The following is a 13,552-nucleotide window of genomic DNA, read 5'->3' as shown; positions in this document are numbered from 1 at the left end:
CAGCCGGAAAGCCGAAAAGGAGCCGCACCGTGAGTTGACCAGACCCACCCAATGATAAACATCAACCCCTGAACCTGGGTCACTTCTCAACGAAAACGCCGGGTCAACTCTCAGCGGAAATCAACAGCTGTCGATCCTCTACGACAACACCAAGATCGCAGTCGCCAAGATCTGCGGCGGAGGCCAGCGCGAACGTACCCGTGCCTTCACCGAGCTGGTGAGCCACTACCTGTTCCGGGACCGCTTCGGGCGTCCGGGCAAGGGCAACGACAAGGGCAAGGTCGAAGGCCTGGTCAAGTACGCCCGGTCCAACTTCATGACCCCGGCCCCGGAGGCGGCCTCGTTCGAGGCGCTGAACGCGGATCTGGAGCGACGCTGCCGGACCCGGCAGGATGAGCGGGCCGGACAGCATGCCGAGAGCATCGGCACGCGACTGGTCGCCGATCGTGCCGTTCTGCGTTCCTTGCCGGCGGTCCCGCTGGAGCCGTGCGAGAAGCGGGCTGGGCGCGTCTCCTCGACCGCGCTGGTTCGCTACCGCTGCAACGACTACTCGGTGCCGACCGCCTACGGCTTCCGGGACGTGCTGGTGAAGGGCTTCGTCGAGGAGGTCGTAATCCTGTGTGGCGGCATCGAGATCGCCCGGCATGAGCGCAGCTACGGCACCGGCGTGTTCGTGTCCGATCCGCTGCATTACCTCGCGCTGATCGAGACCAAACCGAACGCTCTCGACCAGGCGGCCGCGCTCCAGGGCTGGGATCTGCCCGAAGCGTTCCAGCACCTGCGCCACCTCCTGGAGGCGCGCATGGGTAACCGTGGCAAGCGCGAGTTCATCCAGGTGCTGCGCCTGATGGAGGCGATGCCCAAGGACGTCGTGGCCTCGGCCGTCACCGACGCAATCCGGCTCGGGGCGATCGGATTCGACGCGGTCAAGCTGATCGCACTGGCCCGGCTCGAACGCCGACCGCCCCGGCTCGACCTGGCGGCCTATCCGCATCTGCCCAGGACCGCGGTGAGGACGACCGTGGCCGCCGACTACGCCGTGCTGGTGCCGGAGGTGGCGGCATGAGCGCGACGCGTGACGAGACGATGCCGGGCGGCACCACCGGCGGCACCCCGGGGATCCTGCTCGCCCACCACCTCAAGCAGCTGAAGCTACCCACGGTGCTGCGCGAGTACGACAAGGTCGCCCGGGAGTGCGCCCAGGGTGGCGTCGATCATCCGCGCTACCTGCTCCGGCTCGTCGAGCTGGAACTCATCGATCGGGAGCGGCGCATGGTCGAACGCCGGATCCGGTCGGCACGCTTCCCGGCGGTGAAGAGCCTCGACACCTTCGACTTCACCGCGATCCCGAGCCTGAACAAGATGCTCGTGCTGGAGCTGGTGCGCTGCGGCTACATCCTCGGTCGAGAGAACGTCATCGCACTCGGCAACTCCGGCACCGGCAAGACCCACATCGCCTTGGCTCTCGGCCTGGCGGCTTGCCAGAAGGGCTTCTCGGTCGCGTTCACCACCGCGGCCTCTCTGGTCAACCAACTCCTGGAGGCACGCGACGAGCGCCGTCTGCTCCGGCTGCAGCGTGAACTGGCTTCGGTAAAGCTTCTGATCGTCGATGAACTCGGCTACGTGCCGCTGTCGCCGACGGGGGCCGAGTTGCTGTTCGAGGTCTTCTCCCAGCGCTACGAGCGTGGCTCGACCGTGGTGACCTCGAACCTGCCATTCGAGGATTGGACCTCAGTCCTGGGATCCGAGCGGCTCACCGGCGCGCTGCTCGACAGGCTGACCCACCACGTCAGCATTCTGAGCCTGAACGGCGACAGCTACCGCCTTAAGGCCTCCCGCAGCCGACGCGGCTGCGGCGATGGCAGGGCGGAGCAAAACCAGGCCACCACCGATCCCCACGATCCCGAGACGGGCGAGATCCTACCGGCTTGAGCCTCATGGTCGGCGATAAACGATGAAGGGGCCCGATCGGGCCCCTTCATCGTTCAAGCTGCCGGCCGCCACTGGCCTGGTTTTACTCCGCCACAGCGGCCTGGAATTGGTCCGCCCTTTACATGCCAGCGAGGATAAGGTGGACTTCGATGCGGCGTTGAAGCGGATCTTGGAGCCGCGGTCGCTACCGGATCAGCCACGCCCCTGTGTAGGCCAGCGCAGCCATATAGACGGCTTTGCCATCCTCGTCTGTCACCAGCACGGTCATGACTTGGTGTTCGCCGTCCTTCGGCACTTCGTCGGCAGCGATGGCAGGCAGCAGCTTCTTGGCCTCCAAAACGGCAGCTTGCAGGTCGGCACATAGAACGCCTTCCTCATCACGCTGGAGACGGCCGTCATTGATGTCGAAATAATAGCGAGGCACACGCCTCTCCTCGTTCCATGGGTGGGAGCGCGACGGTCTCACAACCGCGAGCTGCCAGTATCGAAGCCTGCGACACGTCGACCGTAGGTTGCATAAATGGCGCCCGCAACAACATGAGTTGGTCAGCTTGCCGGGGGGTGAAGGCGGCTCCGCTTCCAGCCTATTGGGCGAGCTGTAGATAGGATGGGTCGAATTCCGCGACCTGCACGAGCCCGTCCCAATCCGTGATGTTGAGAGTCCGTGTGCGAAGCTCGATGAGGCTCTGAGCCTTCATCTCCTGTAACACGCGGTTGGTGTGCACGCTGGAGAGGCCAAGCGCATCGCCCAGTTCGGTCTGTGTGATTGGGAGTGTGCAACGGTGGTCGGCCGCGAGACCGATGGCTTCCAGCTTGCAGTAGAGTTCGCAGAACAGATGCGCCATGCGCCCGAACCCGTCGCGCTGCCCCATGCCGGCGATCCACTGACGAAAGATCGCTGCATCGATCAGGGTCTCACGCCACATGATGCCTGCGAGACCGGGGAAGCGCCGGGTAACATCCAGCAGGGCCTCGTGCGAGATGAAGGCGATCGTGGCCTCTGTCAGAGCCCCAAGGCTGTGATCCATCGTTTTGATGTGCAGGCTATGGAGATCCGGCATGTCGCCGGGCACGTGGAACGACAGGATCTGACGGCGGCCCTGGCCGAGGAGCTTGTAGCGATAGGCCCAGCCTTCCACGAGGAGGCAGCTGTGCTCGGGCTTTTCCTTGTCGAGGACGATGTCCTGGCGAGGCCGAAGCGTCTGGATTTTTGCTGGCAGGTTTTCGACAGCCCTCTTCTCCTCATCCGAGAGGTGGCCGATACGTTCCAGGCGGCGCACGAGCAGGTCGAGGGCAGCTTTGCTTTCTACCGAGGCCATGACGATTGCGCTTTCTTGGGCGCGGAAGCAGCTAGTTCTCTTAGCCGCTAGGTCGGAGTGCGCGTGCGAATGATGCGATTATCCTAACCACACATATGTTGGGATTTCTAATCGTTTCCGGAGTTCTGAGCAGGCCATAAGCCGGCGCTACGGTTCCTGTTCCCCGCGTCACCGACCTTCACACGACCACCCGACCCGAGGCTTCACGGGCGTGGTGCAGGGAACTGGCCCACACCGGCGTGTCATCGCGTGCTCTCTGTGCCGGGCTGCCTGCCGGCGTTCGCGACCGCCGCGGCGCGCAAGCGTCGAGAGGCGGGCGCTGTAGCAGACATCAGCCACTTCGCAGCATCGGCCCTGATCGTTGCCCGGCTTCGATCCGCCACGCATCACGCTCAGCTCGTGCCTCCACCAACTCGGCCTGTAGCTCTTCGACACGTGCGTGCAGCTCGCCGGCATCGACGGCAGTCTCGACAAGGAGATCCTGAGCCTCGGCAAGCTGGGCGCGCAGCTCTGCGTTCTCGGTCGCGAGAGCCAGGATCAGGTTGACCGTGTCGTCGCTCATCCCGCATCCCGTTTGCCTGCTCACGTGCGGCGAGGCCCGATAGCAGGCCCAGGTCGGAGAAGCTTGCGCCAAGGTGGCGCGCGTTGCGGATCAGCCCCTGCCAAGAGCGCTTACGCTTCTACTCTACCCCCCGAATGAGCCAACGGCAGGCAGGTCGCGATCGGCAGTGGGGCGACGCTTCGGGGGCTGCACATTGGCATCCTCGGACCTGACAAGAGCAGCCTGGGATGCAGTGGGGAGGCGGGCGGTAGCGCGGTCTCTGAGAGTCGACATAGCAGGCACTCCAAAACGCGAGCAGCGGTAGAACCGCCCTTCACGTGCGACACGGAGGGGTAAGGCGTGCACCGCAGCATTTGTTCGCGGACGCGGCAACGTGTTCCGTCATACCGAACGCCCGCGTGCGGCTACCGCATGGCTCGGCCAGTTCTACCCGCCCCTCGGATTTCAGATCGGGCTTTGTCGGCAAGGTCGCTCGCCGCTTGTCGGCAGCCCTTTTTAGGGTTCCGACCCCCTGAATTCACAAGGTATGGAACAGGAGTATTCGTGCCCTGTCGGGTTTGGCACCCACCCCCTAGACCCGTGGATCGGCGTGCCAGCCGCAACCATGCTGTCCACGCTCGATCGATGATGGCGACCAGGTTGGTGTCGCTTCTGAACCGAGACAGGCGTCGTTCGTCTACCGTGATGAGACCGAGCGTCCGAGCCTCGCGCAGGGCTCGCCGAACCGACGTTTCGCTGACACCGGCGAGTGCTGCCACCGCTCCGATCGCCAGGGCGCAGCGCCCTCGCTTCGCCACCTCCACCGCGACCACAGCCAACACCGCCTGCTCTGCCAGAGTGAACCGCGCCGCGAGGCCCGGAGGAAGCCGCCCAGAGGCCGCCCAGCGGCGACGACGCTCCATTGAGGCATCCGTGCGTGGGCGGGTGCCTGCGCGGCTCCTGGGGCTTCCTGTGCGGTTCTCGACTTGTTCGGCAGATCGTTCGATTCCTGACAGTTGCCGCGCCTCGATAAGCCCGGACAGCGCCTCGGCCTCAGCCTCTGACAGGTGCCCTTCGCCGAACGCCTTCCACAGCGCGGACGCGACAGCCGGCAACGCGGCGCGCGGAGCCGCCTCCACCTGTCGGCGGATCTCATAGGCGTAGTTCATCGGTCACAGCCCTGCTCGGGCCGCGTCAAAGCAGGGGGCGCAGCGGGAGCTGTCCCCGGCAAAAGGCAAAGCGCCATCGTTTCGGGAAGCGATCCCGATTGACTCCCGGCGGGAGCTATGATGTCTGGGGGATTGAAAGCGGGGTCCCCGAGACCTCATCGATTTCGACGGCCTCATTCCTGCCAGGGAGTGGGGCCGTTGGCGTTTTGGGCTTAGGTCTTTCTCGCGGCCTTGTTCCCTTGATCCAGCCGGCTCACGACTCGCCGTGAGGCGCGTAGAAGCCGGACATGGCATGTCGGCCGGGGCACGCGGTTAAGTCAACGGCGGGGCAGTGCCACAACTCATCGCCGCTCGCTTATTCCGCCGATCAAGCCGAGATGTCAGAGACTCGCGCCATGCCCGAATTAACCACCGGCGACTTGTTCAAAGCGAAGGCCATCACCGACGACGAGGTGAATGCCGCCGTGGACTTGTTCATGCGAGACCCGACGGTGTCGATGTTTCGGTTCGCCAGCGGGCACACGCTAGATCTGGCCGCCGCTGTAAAGGCACACGAACCGGCGCGCTTAGCCGTCACCGATCCGGACCGGACGGAGAGGCACCGCCGACTCATGGTGCGGAACGCGATCCTGTTTGCTGGCGCAGCCGGCGGGGCCGTAATCGGTGGCATCCCGCCCGTCCGCGGCCGAGCCCTAGAAGCCCTTCGTGCCGTGGCCATGCACCCGCTCGGCCTCCGCCTTTCAGCCCATTCGAAGGCCATGCGAGCCCTGGTTGGGGGCGGCTTCGTCGCCGTCCGACCGGCGCAGTATATCGGGCGGAAATGGGATGAGCAGGCGTGGTTCCTGACGGATGCAGGGCACGAGCTGATCAAGACGCTGGGCACGGGTTAGTCGGGCTTGGTGGGCCTTTGCGGCCTTACCGCGCTGACGCGCCAAGCTCCGAAGGAAGGCAGTTCGGAAACCGTTCAGGCGGTCCAGTCGTATCCATGGCGTCCAGGCGGCTTTGACCGCTCAAGCGCGGAAGCCCCCTCCATGTCTCGTATCCCCGTCTCTGCCCTCACCGCTTGCCTGGTGACGGCTCTCCTCGTTCCAGCCGAGGCGGCCAAGAAGAAGGTCCAGGTGCCTGATCGGTTCGATGGCTCGTGGAGCATCACGGCCGTCACCAAGGATGGGCCGTGCCCGTCGAGCACGAGCTATCAGGTGCAGATCAAGGACAGCGACGCTTCGGTCCCAGGCGATGAGATCGATGTCGATGGCGGCGTCTCGCAGTCTGGAGCCGTGCGGGCCACGATCATCAAGGGCTCGAACCGTGTGCCAATCGCCGGGACCCTTGACCCCAAAGGCAACGGCAGCGGGACTTGGCGCACAAACGGCGGCATCGTCGAGTGCAGCGGGAGCTGGAGCGCCAGGCGCGCGGGGTAAGTCGCTCAGTTCTCCGTTCGGATCGGAGTGATGGACGGTCGCCATAAAAGGGTCCCGCCGCCCGATCCGATCAAGGGCTGGCGGGACCGTCATCTTCCTTACTTACCGCTCGGAGCAGCGCCGCTTCCGGTTTCACCGTTGCCGCCAGTGCTGCCAGCCGGTGCTCCGGTGGTCGCGGTCGCGGGACCACCACTGGCACCGGGCGCCGCCATGCCGTCGGCGCCCATCGCACCTCCAGTCGCCGAACCCGTCGAGCCCTCCATGCCCTTTTCGGAATTGCTCTTCACGCTGCCGGGGTTGTTCATATTGCCTTCAGTGCTTCCACCGCCGGCAGCAGTCTGAGCCAAGGCAGCGCCCGAGAGCGACAGAACGAGCGAGGCGGCGATAGCGATTGTTCTCGTGCGCATATTGCGTTTCTCCGATCCAGATGATCGGGGTTCGAACGCGATTGATGCTGTCCGTGTTCAATACGGATCAAAAATAAAACAGCCGTTTTGTGCTGCTGCTGATTGGATTGTGGTCAGCGGAAACCTGTCACCGGCACCAGGGTGCCGCTCTACACTAGCGCATAGGCGCAGCTTGTATCGAGCCGGTCGTGCTCGGATCTGCGTCTACCACCCGCCTCGCCATCTGATCAGGCGGTCGGTTGGCCTGCATCAGCATGACGGCTGCGAAGCCGCAGAGGGTCAGCGATGTGATCCAGAGAAAGGCTCGTGCGGTCCGCTTGGTACGCTTTGACATGCCAGCGAGGGTGTCGGCTCGCGGTTAGCGGGCGCTTAATCAATCGCTGAGGCGAGGCAGGCCCGTCCCCCGATCTGATCACGGGGCGACGGGTGCTTCGTCCATCTCACCAGCGTACCGGTCCTAAGCCCGGCTTGCCGGTAAGGTGCCCGCGATCGGTTAGCTGAAGATCAACCTGGGCATCCGGTCTGATCCCAAAGCGGGAAGGTTATCAGGCCGCCTCAAGAGCCCGCTGCACCGCCTCGGGCTCGCGGCTGATGACGAGGAGGTAAGCTCGGGTCGAGGCGTCCGGCTTCGCCCTGCCCTGCTCCAGGTCCCGCAGCGTTCCGACCGGGAAGCCGTAGCGTGCAGCGAAGGCGGCCTGAGTGAGCCCGAGCGCCTTGCGGATGCTGGCCACATCGATGTCGGCCGGCACATGGATGCGGTAGGTCGCCGGGTCGGCCTCGCCCTTGGCGATGGCGACGGCCTCCCGTGCAGACTGAACGAGGCGGCTTCCAAACGTGGTCATGTCGTCTCCCCTCTCCTCTGGCCCATCGCCGAAACCTTCCCTGCCACACCCTCACGATATGCATCGGCGAGCGTGCCGAGGATCGTCCGCAGGGCGTTGCGGTCAGCCTGGCTGATGTCCGCTCGCTGCCCTTTCGAGACCAGGGCCAGAAGGAACACCGGCACGTCCTCGGCAGCGTAGAACGTGATGATGCGGTAGCCGCCCGATTTGCCCTTGCCCTTGCCGCCGATGCGGACCTTGCGTGCCCCGCCCGTGCCTGGGATCACGTCGCCGGCCTGCGGATCGGCTGCGATCGTCACCGCAATGGCCGACAACTCGTCATCCATGACGCCAGCCGCCTTCGCATCAGCCAAGAACGTCGGCGTCTGGATGACGGTCTGCATGAGCCAAGATATACGGGCAACCCGTAGTTCTGTCAATGAATGTCCCTCCGTTTGGGAGGCTTCCGCGGCGGGCGGTGTCTCTCCACATACGAAGGGAGCCGAGGTAGTCGGCCGCTACCTCCCCTTCGGCTGCACCGCGTCCATAGGATGCAGTGTATCGGACGCACCGTAAAACTCTTTGATGGCACACCAAAAAGCAAAACAGACAAGGCCTAAAGTTATAACGTGAAGCATCACCGCAAATACAAATGCAATTTTTGACGATCTTGTTACCCTTATATATGGGTAAACGAAGTGTTGACTCATCAATGATTGAATGTGCTGGTATAGAAATTGGGTAATGTATGATCCAGCATGAGCTATCGCTGCGCACAACAATCCCGTACCGAAAGAACGGATTGCTTCGATCAGCCCTAAGGTTACTTCCTGCCGTCCAGCACCGATGTAAGCCAGCAGTGCCGCAGCAGCGCCACCGTTGATAAGGGCAGCCGACTTCATAGCCTCAGTCCCGAAGGCAATGACTGTCGGCATCGTCACAAGCTGCGCCCGAAATTGCTGCTCGTGGGCGGCGTCAGCCTCTTTTATGCGGCGCTCGGTCTGCTCAGGTGTCTCTCCAGGAGGAACGATATCAGGCGGCAGAGGACGCCGGATAAAGATTGCTCGGAGAGCTTTCAGCAGACCGTTACTCACTGCCGCTCGCCTTCCGCTCCCGGAACCGGATGCCGGCCCCTCCCCCGTTCTCGGGGATGAATTCGAGGCCGGCGCGCTCGAAGGCATGCTGGATCGCGGCAAGATTGTTTGCTGCGGGGACACGGCGCCCCTTCTCGAAGTCACGCACGGTGCTCTCGCTCAGATTGGCATTCGCCGCGAGTTGGGTCTGAGACCAGTCAAGCAAACCGCGGGCAGCTCGGGATTGGGCAGGCGTCAGCGACATAACGGCTCCGTTACACGCTATCCGTTTATCATACACGGATAGCGTTGACACGTCCTGATTTCCACGGTATCCGTTTATCACACACGGAATTCGTGGACACAGCCCCGATGCGCTACGCCAACCTCATCCCCCACTCGCACATCGCCCGCAGCGTCGACCCGCGCCTGACTGCCGACGCCCGCCGGGCCTTCACCACCATGCGCGCCGCCGTCGTCGCAGCCACCGAGAGCGCCAAGCGGTTCGCCCGCACCACTCCTCTCGTCACTGGCGACGGCGTCTTCGATCGCTCCGCCATCATGCGCGCCGCGATCTGCTCTGCTCAGGCCCGCATGGAAGTGACCGGCGACGCCTGGGGCGTGTGCATGTCCTACGCGCTCAAGGGCGCCTGGGCCGCCGCGAAGGCTTCACGCCTCGTCCGCGCGCACTGAGCCCCGACAGATGGCCGCCGACCTGATCCGCTCCCCCGCCGTCCGCCTGCTCCACGCCCGGCAGGATCACGCAATCTGCCTGCGCCTCGCGGCCTCCTACCGCCACCGCATCGCTGCCGGCGAGCGTGACCAGCTCGCGGCACACGCCTGGGCGCTCGGCCTTGCTCGGCGCTGGCGCCTGGTGGCCACCGAACTGAGCGAGGCCCGCTGATGCGGATCACGCGCCAATCCATGATCTCGGGCGAGACCAACACGCTCGACCTGCCCGTCACCTGCGAACAGCTCGCGGCCTGGATGGGTGGCGAGCCCATCCAGCGGGTCTTCCGTCACCTGCCGCCTTGGGACCGCGAGTTCATCAAAACCGGGATCACCCGCGCGGAATGGGACGCGACGTTCCCGCCCGAGAGCGAGGCCCCCATCGAGTCGCGCCCGCCGCCGTAGCCGGCGCCTCCTCCCCCTCGCCTTCCCTGCCTGCCCTCACGAGCCCTTTGGAGCCCGACCGATGTCCCATGCCCTGACCCTGCCCGTTCTCCGTCTCGACGCCGAGCGCATCCCCTTCCACGCGGACCCCATCCTCGCGGCCATCGAGCGCCATTCCGAGGCGTGGAGCGTGTTTCAGGTCGCCCCCGAGGGCGATGCTGCCGACGCCGCCGATGACGAGACGCACGATAGTCTGCACGCCTTGCTCGCGACCCCGTGCGCGACGCGGGCCGGGATGCTGTGCCTGATCCGTCACCTTCGCTGGTGGCTGTCCGAGGAAGCGCCGAACGCCGCCGCACACCGCTGCCAGGGCGCTGCGGACGCTTGGGCCATCGCCGAGGTCCGTGAGGCCGAGCTGTCTCGCTGTCTCGGTGTGGAGCCGATCCAGCGCCTTCCCATGGCTCTGCCGTCTGGTCGGCTCATCGGCCCGACGATCGATCTGCGCCCGATCCCGGCGCCTACCCGCCTCGTTCGCGCCCTCGCGGCTGCTGGCGAGCTGATGGCCGCCATCGCGATCATCGGCGGCGGCTGCGTCCTCACGGGCCTCGCTTCGCTGCTCTGAACCCTTCCTGCCCCTCGCCCTGGGCCGGACGGCTCACGGGCTCCATTGTGGAGATCCCGACATGCGCAACCCGCTGAAGCGTCATTCCAGCACCGAACCCAAGCCGACCCTGCGGGAGCGCGCCGCCTCCCTCAAGGCGACCGCCGGGCGCGTGATGAGCGGAGCGAAGCCGGACCCGAAGGCCGTCCCCGACGTGCCTGATGCGCGAGCCTTCGCCGTCGAACAGGCCGCGCTTATCGACCTGTCGGCCCTGAGCATCATGCAACTCGGAGTGCTGTTCGAGCGGTTCGATGCAGCCTCGAACGCATGGAGTGCTGAACTCCACCTTCCCTACGCTGACGAGCGTGAGGCCGCTTTTCGGATCAACACTGCTGCTGGCGATGTGCTCGAACGCGAGCAGGAGCGCGTTGCGGAGATCCGGGACCGCATCGCGGCTGAGATCGCCCGCCGCCAGCCTACCGGGCCACAGGATGCGGATACCCAACTTGAAACGCTCATCCGGCACGAGCTGATGTGCAACGGCGATCTACGCGACCCCGCTATCCGCGCCCGGATCGAAGTGGCCTGGGGTAGCGCTCCGGCACATGATGCGACAGCCGAGAACGTGGAGCCGTCCGGCAATCTCCATGCGATCGGGCGTGAGTTCGACGCCGCACATGAAGCGTGGCGCAGGGCGGTCGAAGCCAACCAAGAGCCTAGCCGTCGCCATCTGGCGTACCTTGAAGCCGCGAAAGCTCGTGGCGGTCTGAGCAATGCAGACATCCGCGCTGCGGAGGCGCTTCCCGGTGTTTCGGAAGCCAGCGAGACTGAGGAAAGAGCGTTCGAGGCTGCCGGCGAACTCTCCCTGACTATCCTCAAGCTGCCCGCCCGCACGCTCGGCGACTTGGCGGCTCAGGCCCGCGCTGTGATCCCGCACGTCTGGGCATCGGGCTCTTACGAAGAGGATGGCGCGCCCGATGCCGACGAGAATATCGACAAGGAAGCCGTGCGCTCCCTGATCGAGAGCTGCTGTGCGGCTGCCGCCGTGGACTGGCGCGGCTCGACGGGTACGCACGCCCCCAACCATCGGGCGAGGCAGATCCCGCCCGCCTCCAACTTCCTGCCGAGCCCTGACTTCGAAGCCATGTCGATGCGGACGCTCGACACGCTCCGCGAGCACGCCGTTGTGCTCAGCCTTATCTCTCACGGGTTGGCCTCTCAGCCGCGCTCCAAATCTGACGACGGGGAGCACAGCAACGAAGCGGGCACCTTCGCCGTACAGCTCGCGGAGGCTCTTGGCTTCATCGTTGACGGTTGCGTCAACGAGGCACGCCGGCGCCGGCCCGATGATGTGAGCGACCGCGAAATCCGCATCAAAACCCTAGCTCTCGCCACCCTGGACAACGGCGACGCCGCAGAAACGAGAGCCTTTGCCTGCGATGTCCTCGCGCTGCTGAAAGCCTGATCCATGGACAATGTCATTGCCTTCCGCCCGCGCGCCTCAGAGGCGCACGTCCCTGCCCCGCCCTCGCCTGCCGAGACCCGGCGCATGATTGAGGAAGCGGCCCAGACCGCCCTTGATACGGCCGACAACCTGCTCGCCATCCTCGACCGCATGGACGGGGACACGGACGCTGAGGACGGCGGGGACGCTGAACCTGCCATCGCCGCTCCCGAGAACCACCACGGCAGCCAGATCGTATGGCTGCGCGGGAACGATGCGGACCCTGAGGCCGAGGCGCCCGAGGTGGCCTTACCGATCGCGAAGGTCGAGCATGTCGTAATTCCGGTCACGCCCCTGCCCTGGCGCGGCGCCGGCAACGTCGTGTCGGCTGCCGGCGTGGCGCTGCTCAACATGGTCGGAGGACGCTAATGCCGAGCCTTGCTGGGGACTCAGCCCTTCTTCTTGTAGGTCTCGATGGCGTCGCGGCATCCAGGTGAGAGCTTGGACATGTTTTTGGCGAAGCAAGCTCGCGTTTCGGGGCCATCCTCCGGGGGCAGACCGGCGCACAAGGTTGTGAAATCGCCAGCGCAGAGCAACTGCATGGAGGCCTTATCCTCTGGGGACACGGGGGCGGCCATAGCCGTGCTCGCAACGAACGTGGCAAGCGCGAAGCCGACCCCAAAGCGTACCAACATCAGGTTCTCCCGAGATGCCCGGTTGATCCGGGTCGAAGGCCAGAACGTTGGCGGACGTGCCATGGTTGCGCTTGGCGATCTCGCGAACGCGGCATCCGCTCTGGCCCGAAGCCGAAGCTCACCCCCATCAGCAGCGGGAGGCCCTGGCACGGCGCGAGGCCGGCGAGAGCTGCGCGGAGATCGGCCAGAGCTACAACGTTCCGCGCGGCACGATCTCACGGTTGAAGGCGTAGCACTGACCTTTTCAACGAAACAGCGGCAAGCCGGCGCCGAGCAGGCAGAGGCCGCCAACAATCAAGCCCCCGCCTACTCTCGCGAAGGCAGCCTTTCGTTCGGGCTGATGTGGGGCAGCAGCGGCAAGCGCCACTCCCGAGACAAGACACATCAGGCTTAGAATGAACATCGCCGATGCCTCCGCACCTCCCACCAACCGTTATGTGCAAGAAATAACGCGCTATCGCGCCTGTGACCAGCTTTCGAGCAAACAATTTGTTAACCATATTTTTTAACCAGCATTCAACGCCGGGTTAATATTTGGTTAGAATTTGCTGCTAATTTCTGGGTAAATAGCAGCGCAGGCGGGTGCCTGTCGGTGCTGTTTCAGGTCTAGGCATGTTTCAGAAAGCGACACGGCGGCTACTTTGTCTTCCTGGCCTTCTCCTGGCTCTCCCGACCAGCATCCTCACCACCGGTGAAGCCAGCGCCCACGTGAAGTGGTTCTGCGCCTTCGACGTCGCCGGCCAGCCCCGCGGCCTCGAGCAGGTGCTCTGCCTCGATTTCGAATGGCTCGTCGCCCTGTCGATCCTGTGCCTGATGTTCGGCTGCCTCGCCGAGGGCACGCCCCTCGGCACCGCGCTCCTGAACGCGCTCGACCGGGTCACCGCGCGGCTGCGGGCCGACACCGGGTTGCTGGTGCGGGCGACGCTGGGCTTCTTCTTCGTCTCGCTCTGGACGATGGGCGGCATCATCCTCACCCCCGAGCTCAAGACCGACGCGGCCTGGATCCCGTGGTTCCA

General features: G+C 64.8%; 18 protein-coding genes and 2 pseudogenes. 11 read left to right on the top strand and 9 right to left on the bottom strand.

What is annotated here, in order from left to right:
- Window positions 1-127: 127 nt before the first annotated feature.
- Both FV229_RS20405 and istB read left to right on the top strand, forming a co-directional pair.
- Window positions 128-1,066: pseudogene (locus FV229_RS20405) on the top strand (IS21 family transposase); the annotation flags it as partial.
- Window positions 1,063-1,932 (top strand): IS21-like element ISMex8 family helper ATPase IstB, encoded by an 870-nt coding sequence (gene istB / locus FV229_RS20400; protein WP_187275222.1) that lies wholly within the window; start codon window positions 1,063-1,065, stop codon window positions 1,930-1,932. The pseudogene FV229_RS20405 and the gene istB, both read left to right, overlap by 4 nt.
- A gap of 184 nt (window positions 1,933-2,116) precedes the next feature.
- On the opposite strand, the gene FV229_RS20395 is transcribed toward istB, so the two are convergent.
- The 3 genes from FV229_RS20395 to FV229_RS20385 all read right to left on the bottom strand — a co-directional run bounded on the left by FV229_RS20395 (window position 2,117) and on the right by FV229_RS20385 (window position 3,813).
- Window positions 2,117-2,356, bottom strand: a complete 240-nt coding sequence (locus FV229_RS20395; protein ID WP_147753710.1) for a hypothetical protein — start codon at window positions 2,354-2,356, stop codon at window positions 2,117-2,119.
- A 160-nt stretch (window positions 2,357-2,516) separates the two neighbouring features.
- Complete coding sequence (locus FV229_RS20390) at window positions 2,517-3,251, bottom strand: Crp/Fnr family transcriptional regulator (RefSeq protein WP_147753709.1); 735 nt, start codon at window positions 3,249-3,251, stop codon at window positions 2,517-2,519.
- 331 nt (window positions 3,252-3,582) lie between these two features.
- Window positions 3,583-3,813 (bottom strand): hypothetical protein, encoded by a 231-nt coding sequence (locus FV229_RS20385; RefSeq protein WP_147753708.1) that lies wholly within the window; start codon window positions 3,811-3,813, stop codon window positions 3,583-3,585.
- A 1,543-nt stretch (window positions 3,814-5,356) separates the two neighbouring features.
- Between FV229_RS20385 and FV229_RS27555 the strand changes: the two genes are divergently transcribed.
- Together FV229_RS27555 and FV229_RS20370 are read left to right on the top strand one after the other, a co-directional pair.
- The gene (locus FV229_RS27555; RefSeq protein WP_187275221.1) at window positions 5,357-5,851 is read left to right on the top strand and encodes a hypothetical protein; all 495 of its coding nucleotides are present in this window, start codon (window positions 5,357-5,359) and stop codon (window positions 5,849-5,851) included.
- Window positions 5,852-5,992: 141 nt separating this feature from the next.
- Complete coding sequence (locus FV229_RS20370; RefSeq protein ID WP_147753706.1) at window positions 5,993-6,382, top strand: heme utilization protein; 390 nt, start codon at window positions 5,993-5,995, stop codon at window positions 6,380-6,382.
- Window positions 6,383-6,480: 98 nt separating this feature from the next.
- Here the strand turns inward: FV229_RS20370 and FV229_RS20365 are convergent, their stop codons facing one another.
- The 5 genes from FV229_RS20365 to FV229_RS20345 form a co-directional block, all read right to left on the bottom strand.
- Window positions 6,481-6,789, bottom strand: coding sequence for a hypothetical protein (locus FV229_RS20365; RefSeq protein ID WP_147753705.1), 309 nt, complete (start codon window positions 6,787-6,789; stop codon window positions 6,481-6,483).
- 545 nt (window positions 6,790-7,334) lie between these two features.
- Window positions 7,335-7,631 (bottom strand): helix-turn-helix domain-containing protein, encoded by a 297-nt coding sequence (locus tag FV229_RS20360; RefSeq protein ID WP_147753704.1) that lies wholly within the window; start codon window positions 7,629-7,631, stop codon window positions 7,335-7,337.
- The gene (locus FV229_RS20355) at window positions 7,628-8,014 is read right to left on the bottom strand and encodes a type II toxin-antitoxin system RelE/ParE family toxin (RefSeq protein ID WP_147753703.1); all 387 of its coding nucleotides are present in this window, start codon (window positions 8,012-8,014) and stop codon (window positions 7,628-7,630) included. The genes FV229_RS20360 and FV229_RS20355 overlap by 4 nt, the downstream gene beginning before the upstream one ends.
- A 114-nt stretch (window positions 8,015-8,128) precedes the next feature.
- Window positions 8,129-8,704, bottom strand: a complete 576-nt coding sequence (locus FV229_RS20350; RefSeq protein WP_147753702.1) for a hypothetical protein — start codon at window positions 8,702-8,704, stop codon at window positions 8,129-8,131.
- The gene (locus FV229_RS20345) at window positions 8,697-8,948 is read right to left on the bottom strand and encodes a helix-turn-helix transcriptional regulator (protein WP_147753701.1); all 252 of its coding nucleotides are present in this window, start codon (window positions 8,946-8,948) and stop codon (window positions 8,697-8,699) included. Before FV229_RS20345 ends, FV229_RS20350 begins: the two co-directional genes overlap by 8 nt.
- Window positions 8,949-9,040: 92 nt before the next feature.
- On the opposite strand from FV229_RS20345, the gene FV229_RS20340 reads away from it, so the two are divergent.
- From FV229_RS20340 to FV229_RS20315, 6 genes are all read left to right on the top strand, one after another.
- Window positions 9,041-9,376: a hypothetical protein gene (locus tag FV229_RS20340; protein WP_246688266.1), complete on the top strand. Its 336-nt coding sequence runs from the start codon at window positions 9,041-9,043 to the stop codon at window positions 9,374-9,376.
- Window positions 9,377-9,386: 10 nt separating this feature from the next.
- A complete protein-coding gene (locus tag FV229_RS20335; protein WP_147753700.1) occupies window positions 9,387-9,587 on the top strand; it encodes a hypothetical protein in 201 nt (66 codons plus the stop codon).
- The gene (locus FV229_RS20330) at window positions 9,587-9,817 is read left to right on the top strand and encodes a hypothetical protein (RefSeq protein ID WP_147753699.1); all 231 of its coding nucleotides are present in this window, start codon (window positions 9,587-9,589) and stop codon (window positions 9,815-9,817) included. Before FV229_RS20335 ends, FV229_RS20330 begins: the two co-directional genes overlap by 1 nt.
- A gap of 61 nt (window positions 9,818-9,878) precedes the next feature.
- Complete coding sequence (locus FV229_RS20325) at window positions 9,879-10,418, top strand: hypothetical protein (RefSeq protein ID WP_147753698.1); 540 nt, start codon at window positions 9,879-9,881, stop codon at window positions 10,416-10,418.
- 61 nt (window positions 10,419-10,479) lie between these two features.
- A complete protein-coding gene (locus tag FV229_RS20320; RefSeq protein ID WP_147753697.1) occupies window positions 10,480-11,862 on the top strand; it encodes a hypothetical protein in 1,383 nt (460 codons plus the stop codon).
- An 84-nt stretch (window positions 11,863-11,946) separates the two neighbouring features.
- The gene (locus FV229_RS20315; RefSeq protein WP_246688265.1) at window positions 11,947-12,270 is read left to right on the top strand and encodes a hypothetical protein; all 324 of its coding nucleotides are present in this window, start codon (window positions 11,947-11,949) and stop codon (window positions 12,268-12,270) included.
- A gap of 20 nt (window positions 12,271-12,290) precedes the next feature.
- On the opposite strand, the gene FV229_RS27805 is transcribed toward FV229_RS20315, so the two are convergent.
- On the bottom strand, window positions 12,291-12,536 hold the full coding sequence (locus FV229_RS27805) for a hypothetical protein (RefSeq protein WP_147753695.1): 246 nt from the start codon (window positions 12,534-12,536) through the stop codon (window positions 12,291-12,293).
- A gap of 660 nt (window positions 12,537-13,196) precedes the next feature.
- Between FV229_RS27805 and FV229_RS20305 the strand changes: the two are divergent.
- Window positions 13,197-13,552: pseudogene (locus FV229_RS20305) on the top strand (hypothetical protein); the annotation flags it as partial.

The sequence above is a fragment of the Methylobacterium sp. WL120 genome, assembly GCF_008039465.1.
In the GTDB taxonomy this organism is placed as follows: domain Bacteria; phylum Pseudomonadota; class Alphaproteobacteria; order Rhizobiales; family Beijerinckiaceae; genus Methylobacterium; species Methylobacterium cerastii.
The sequence above is the reverse complement of the archived record's forward strand: the minus strand, read 5'-3'. Positions and strand labels throughout refer to the sequence as shown.

Bases quoted from the DNA above. Each gene is read 5' to 3' on its own strand.
- istB (WP_187275222.1), top strand. From the start codon at position 1,063: ATGAGCGCGACGCGTGACGAGACGATGCCGGGCGGCACCACCGGCGGC.
- FV229_RS20390 (WP_147753709.1), bottom strand. From the start codon at position 3,251: ATGGCCTCGGTAGAAAGCAAAGCTGCCCTCGACCTGCTCGTGCGCCGC.
- FV229_RS20385 (WP_147753708.1), bottom strand. From the start codon at position 3,813: ATGAGCGACGACACGGTCAACCTGATCCTGGCTCTCGCGACCGAGAAC.
- FV229_RS27555 (WP_187275221.1), top strand. From the start codon at position 5,357: ATGCCCGAATTAACCACCGGCGACTTGTTCAAAGCGAAGGCCATCACC.
- FV229_RS20370 (WP_147753706.1), top strand. From the start codon at position 5,993: ATGTCTCGTATCCCCGTCTCTGCCCTCACCGCTTGCCTGGTGACGGCT.
- FV229_RS20365 (WP_147753705.1), bottom strand. From the start codon at position 6,789: ATGCGCACGAGAACAATCGCTATCGCCGCCTCGCTCGTTCTGTCGCTC.
- FV229_RS20360 (WP_147753704.1), bottom strand. From the start codon at position 7,631: ATGACCACGTTTGGAAGCCGCCTCGTTCAGTCTGCACGGGAGGCCGTC.
- FV229_RS20355 (WP_147753703.1), bottom strand. From the start codon at position 8,014: ATGCAGACCGTCATCCAGACGCCGACGTTCTTGGCTGATGCGAAGGCG.
- FV229_RS20345 (WP_147753701.1), bottom strand. From the start codon at position 8,948: ATGTCGCTGACGCCTGCCCAATCCCGAGCTGCCCGCGGTTTGCTTGAC.
- FV229_RS20335 (WP_147753700.1), top strand. From the start codon at position 9,387: ATGGCCGCCGACCTGATCCGCTCCCCCGCCGTCCGCCTGCTCCACGCC.
- FV229_RS20330 (WP_147753699.1), top strand. From the start codon at position 9,587: ATGCGGATCACGCGCCAATCCATGATCTCGGGCGAGACCAACACGCTC.
- FV229_RS20325 (WP_147753698.1), top strand. From the start codon at position 9,879: ATGTCCCATGCCCTGACCCTGCCCGTTCTCCGTCTCGACGCCGAGCGC.
- FV229_RS20320 (WP_147753697.1), top strand. From the start codon at position 10,480: ATGCGCAACCCGCTGAAGCGTCATTCCAGCACCGAACCCAAGCCGACC.
- FV229_RS20315 (WP_246688265.1), top strand. From the start codon at position 11,947: ATGATTGAGGAAGCGGCCCAGACCGCCCTTGATACGGCCGACAACCTG.
- FV229_RS27805 (WP_147753695.1), bottom strand. From the start codon at position 12,536: ATGTTGGTACGCTTTGGGGTCGGCTTCGCGCTTGCCACGTTCGTTGCG.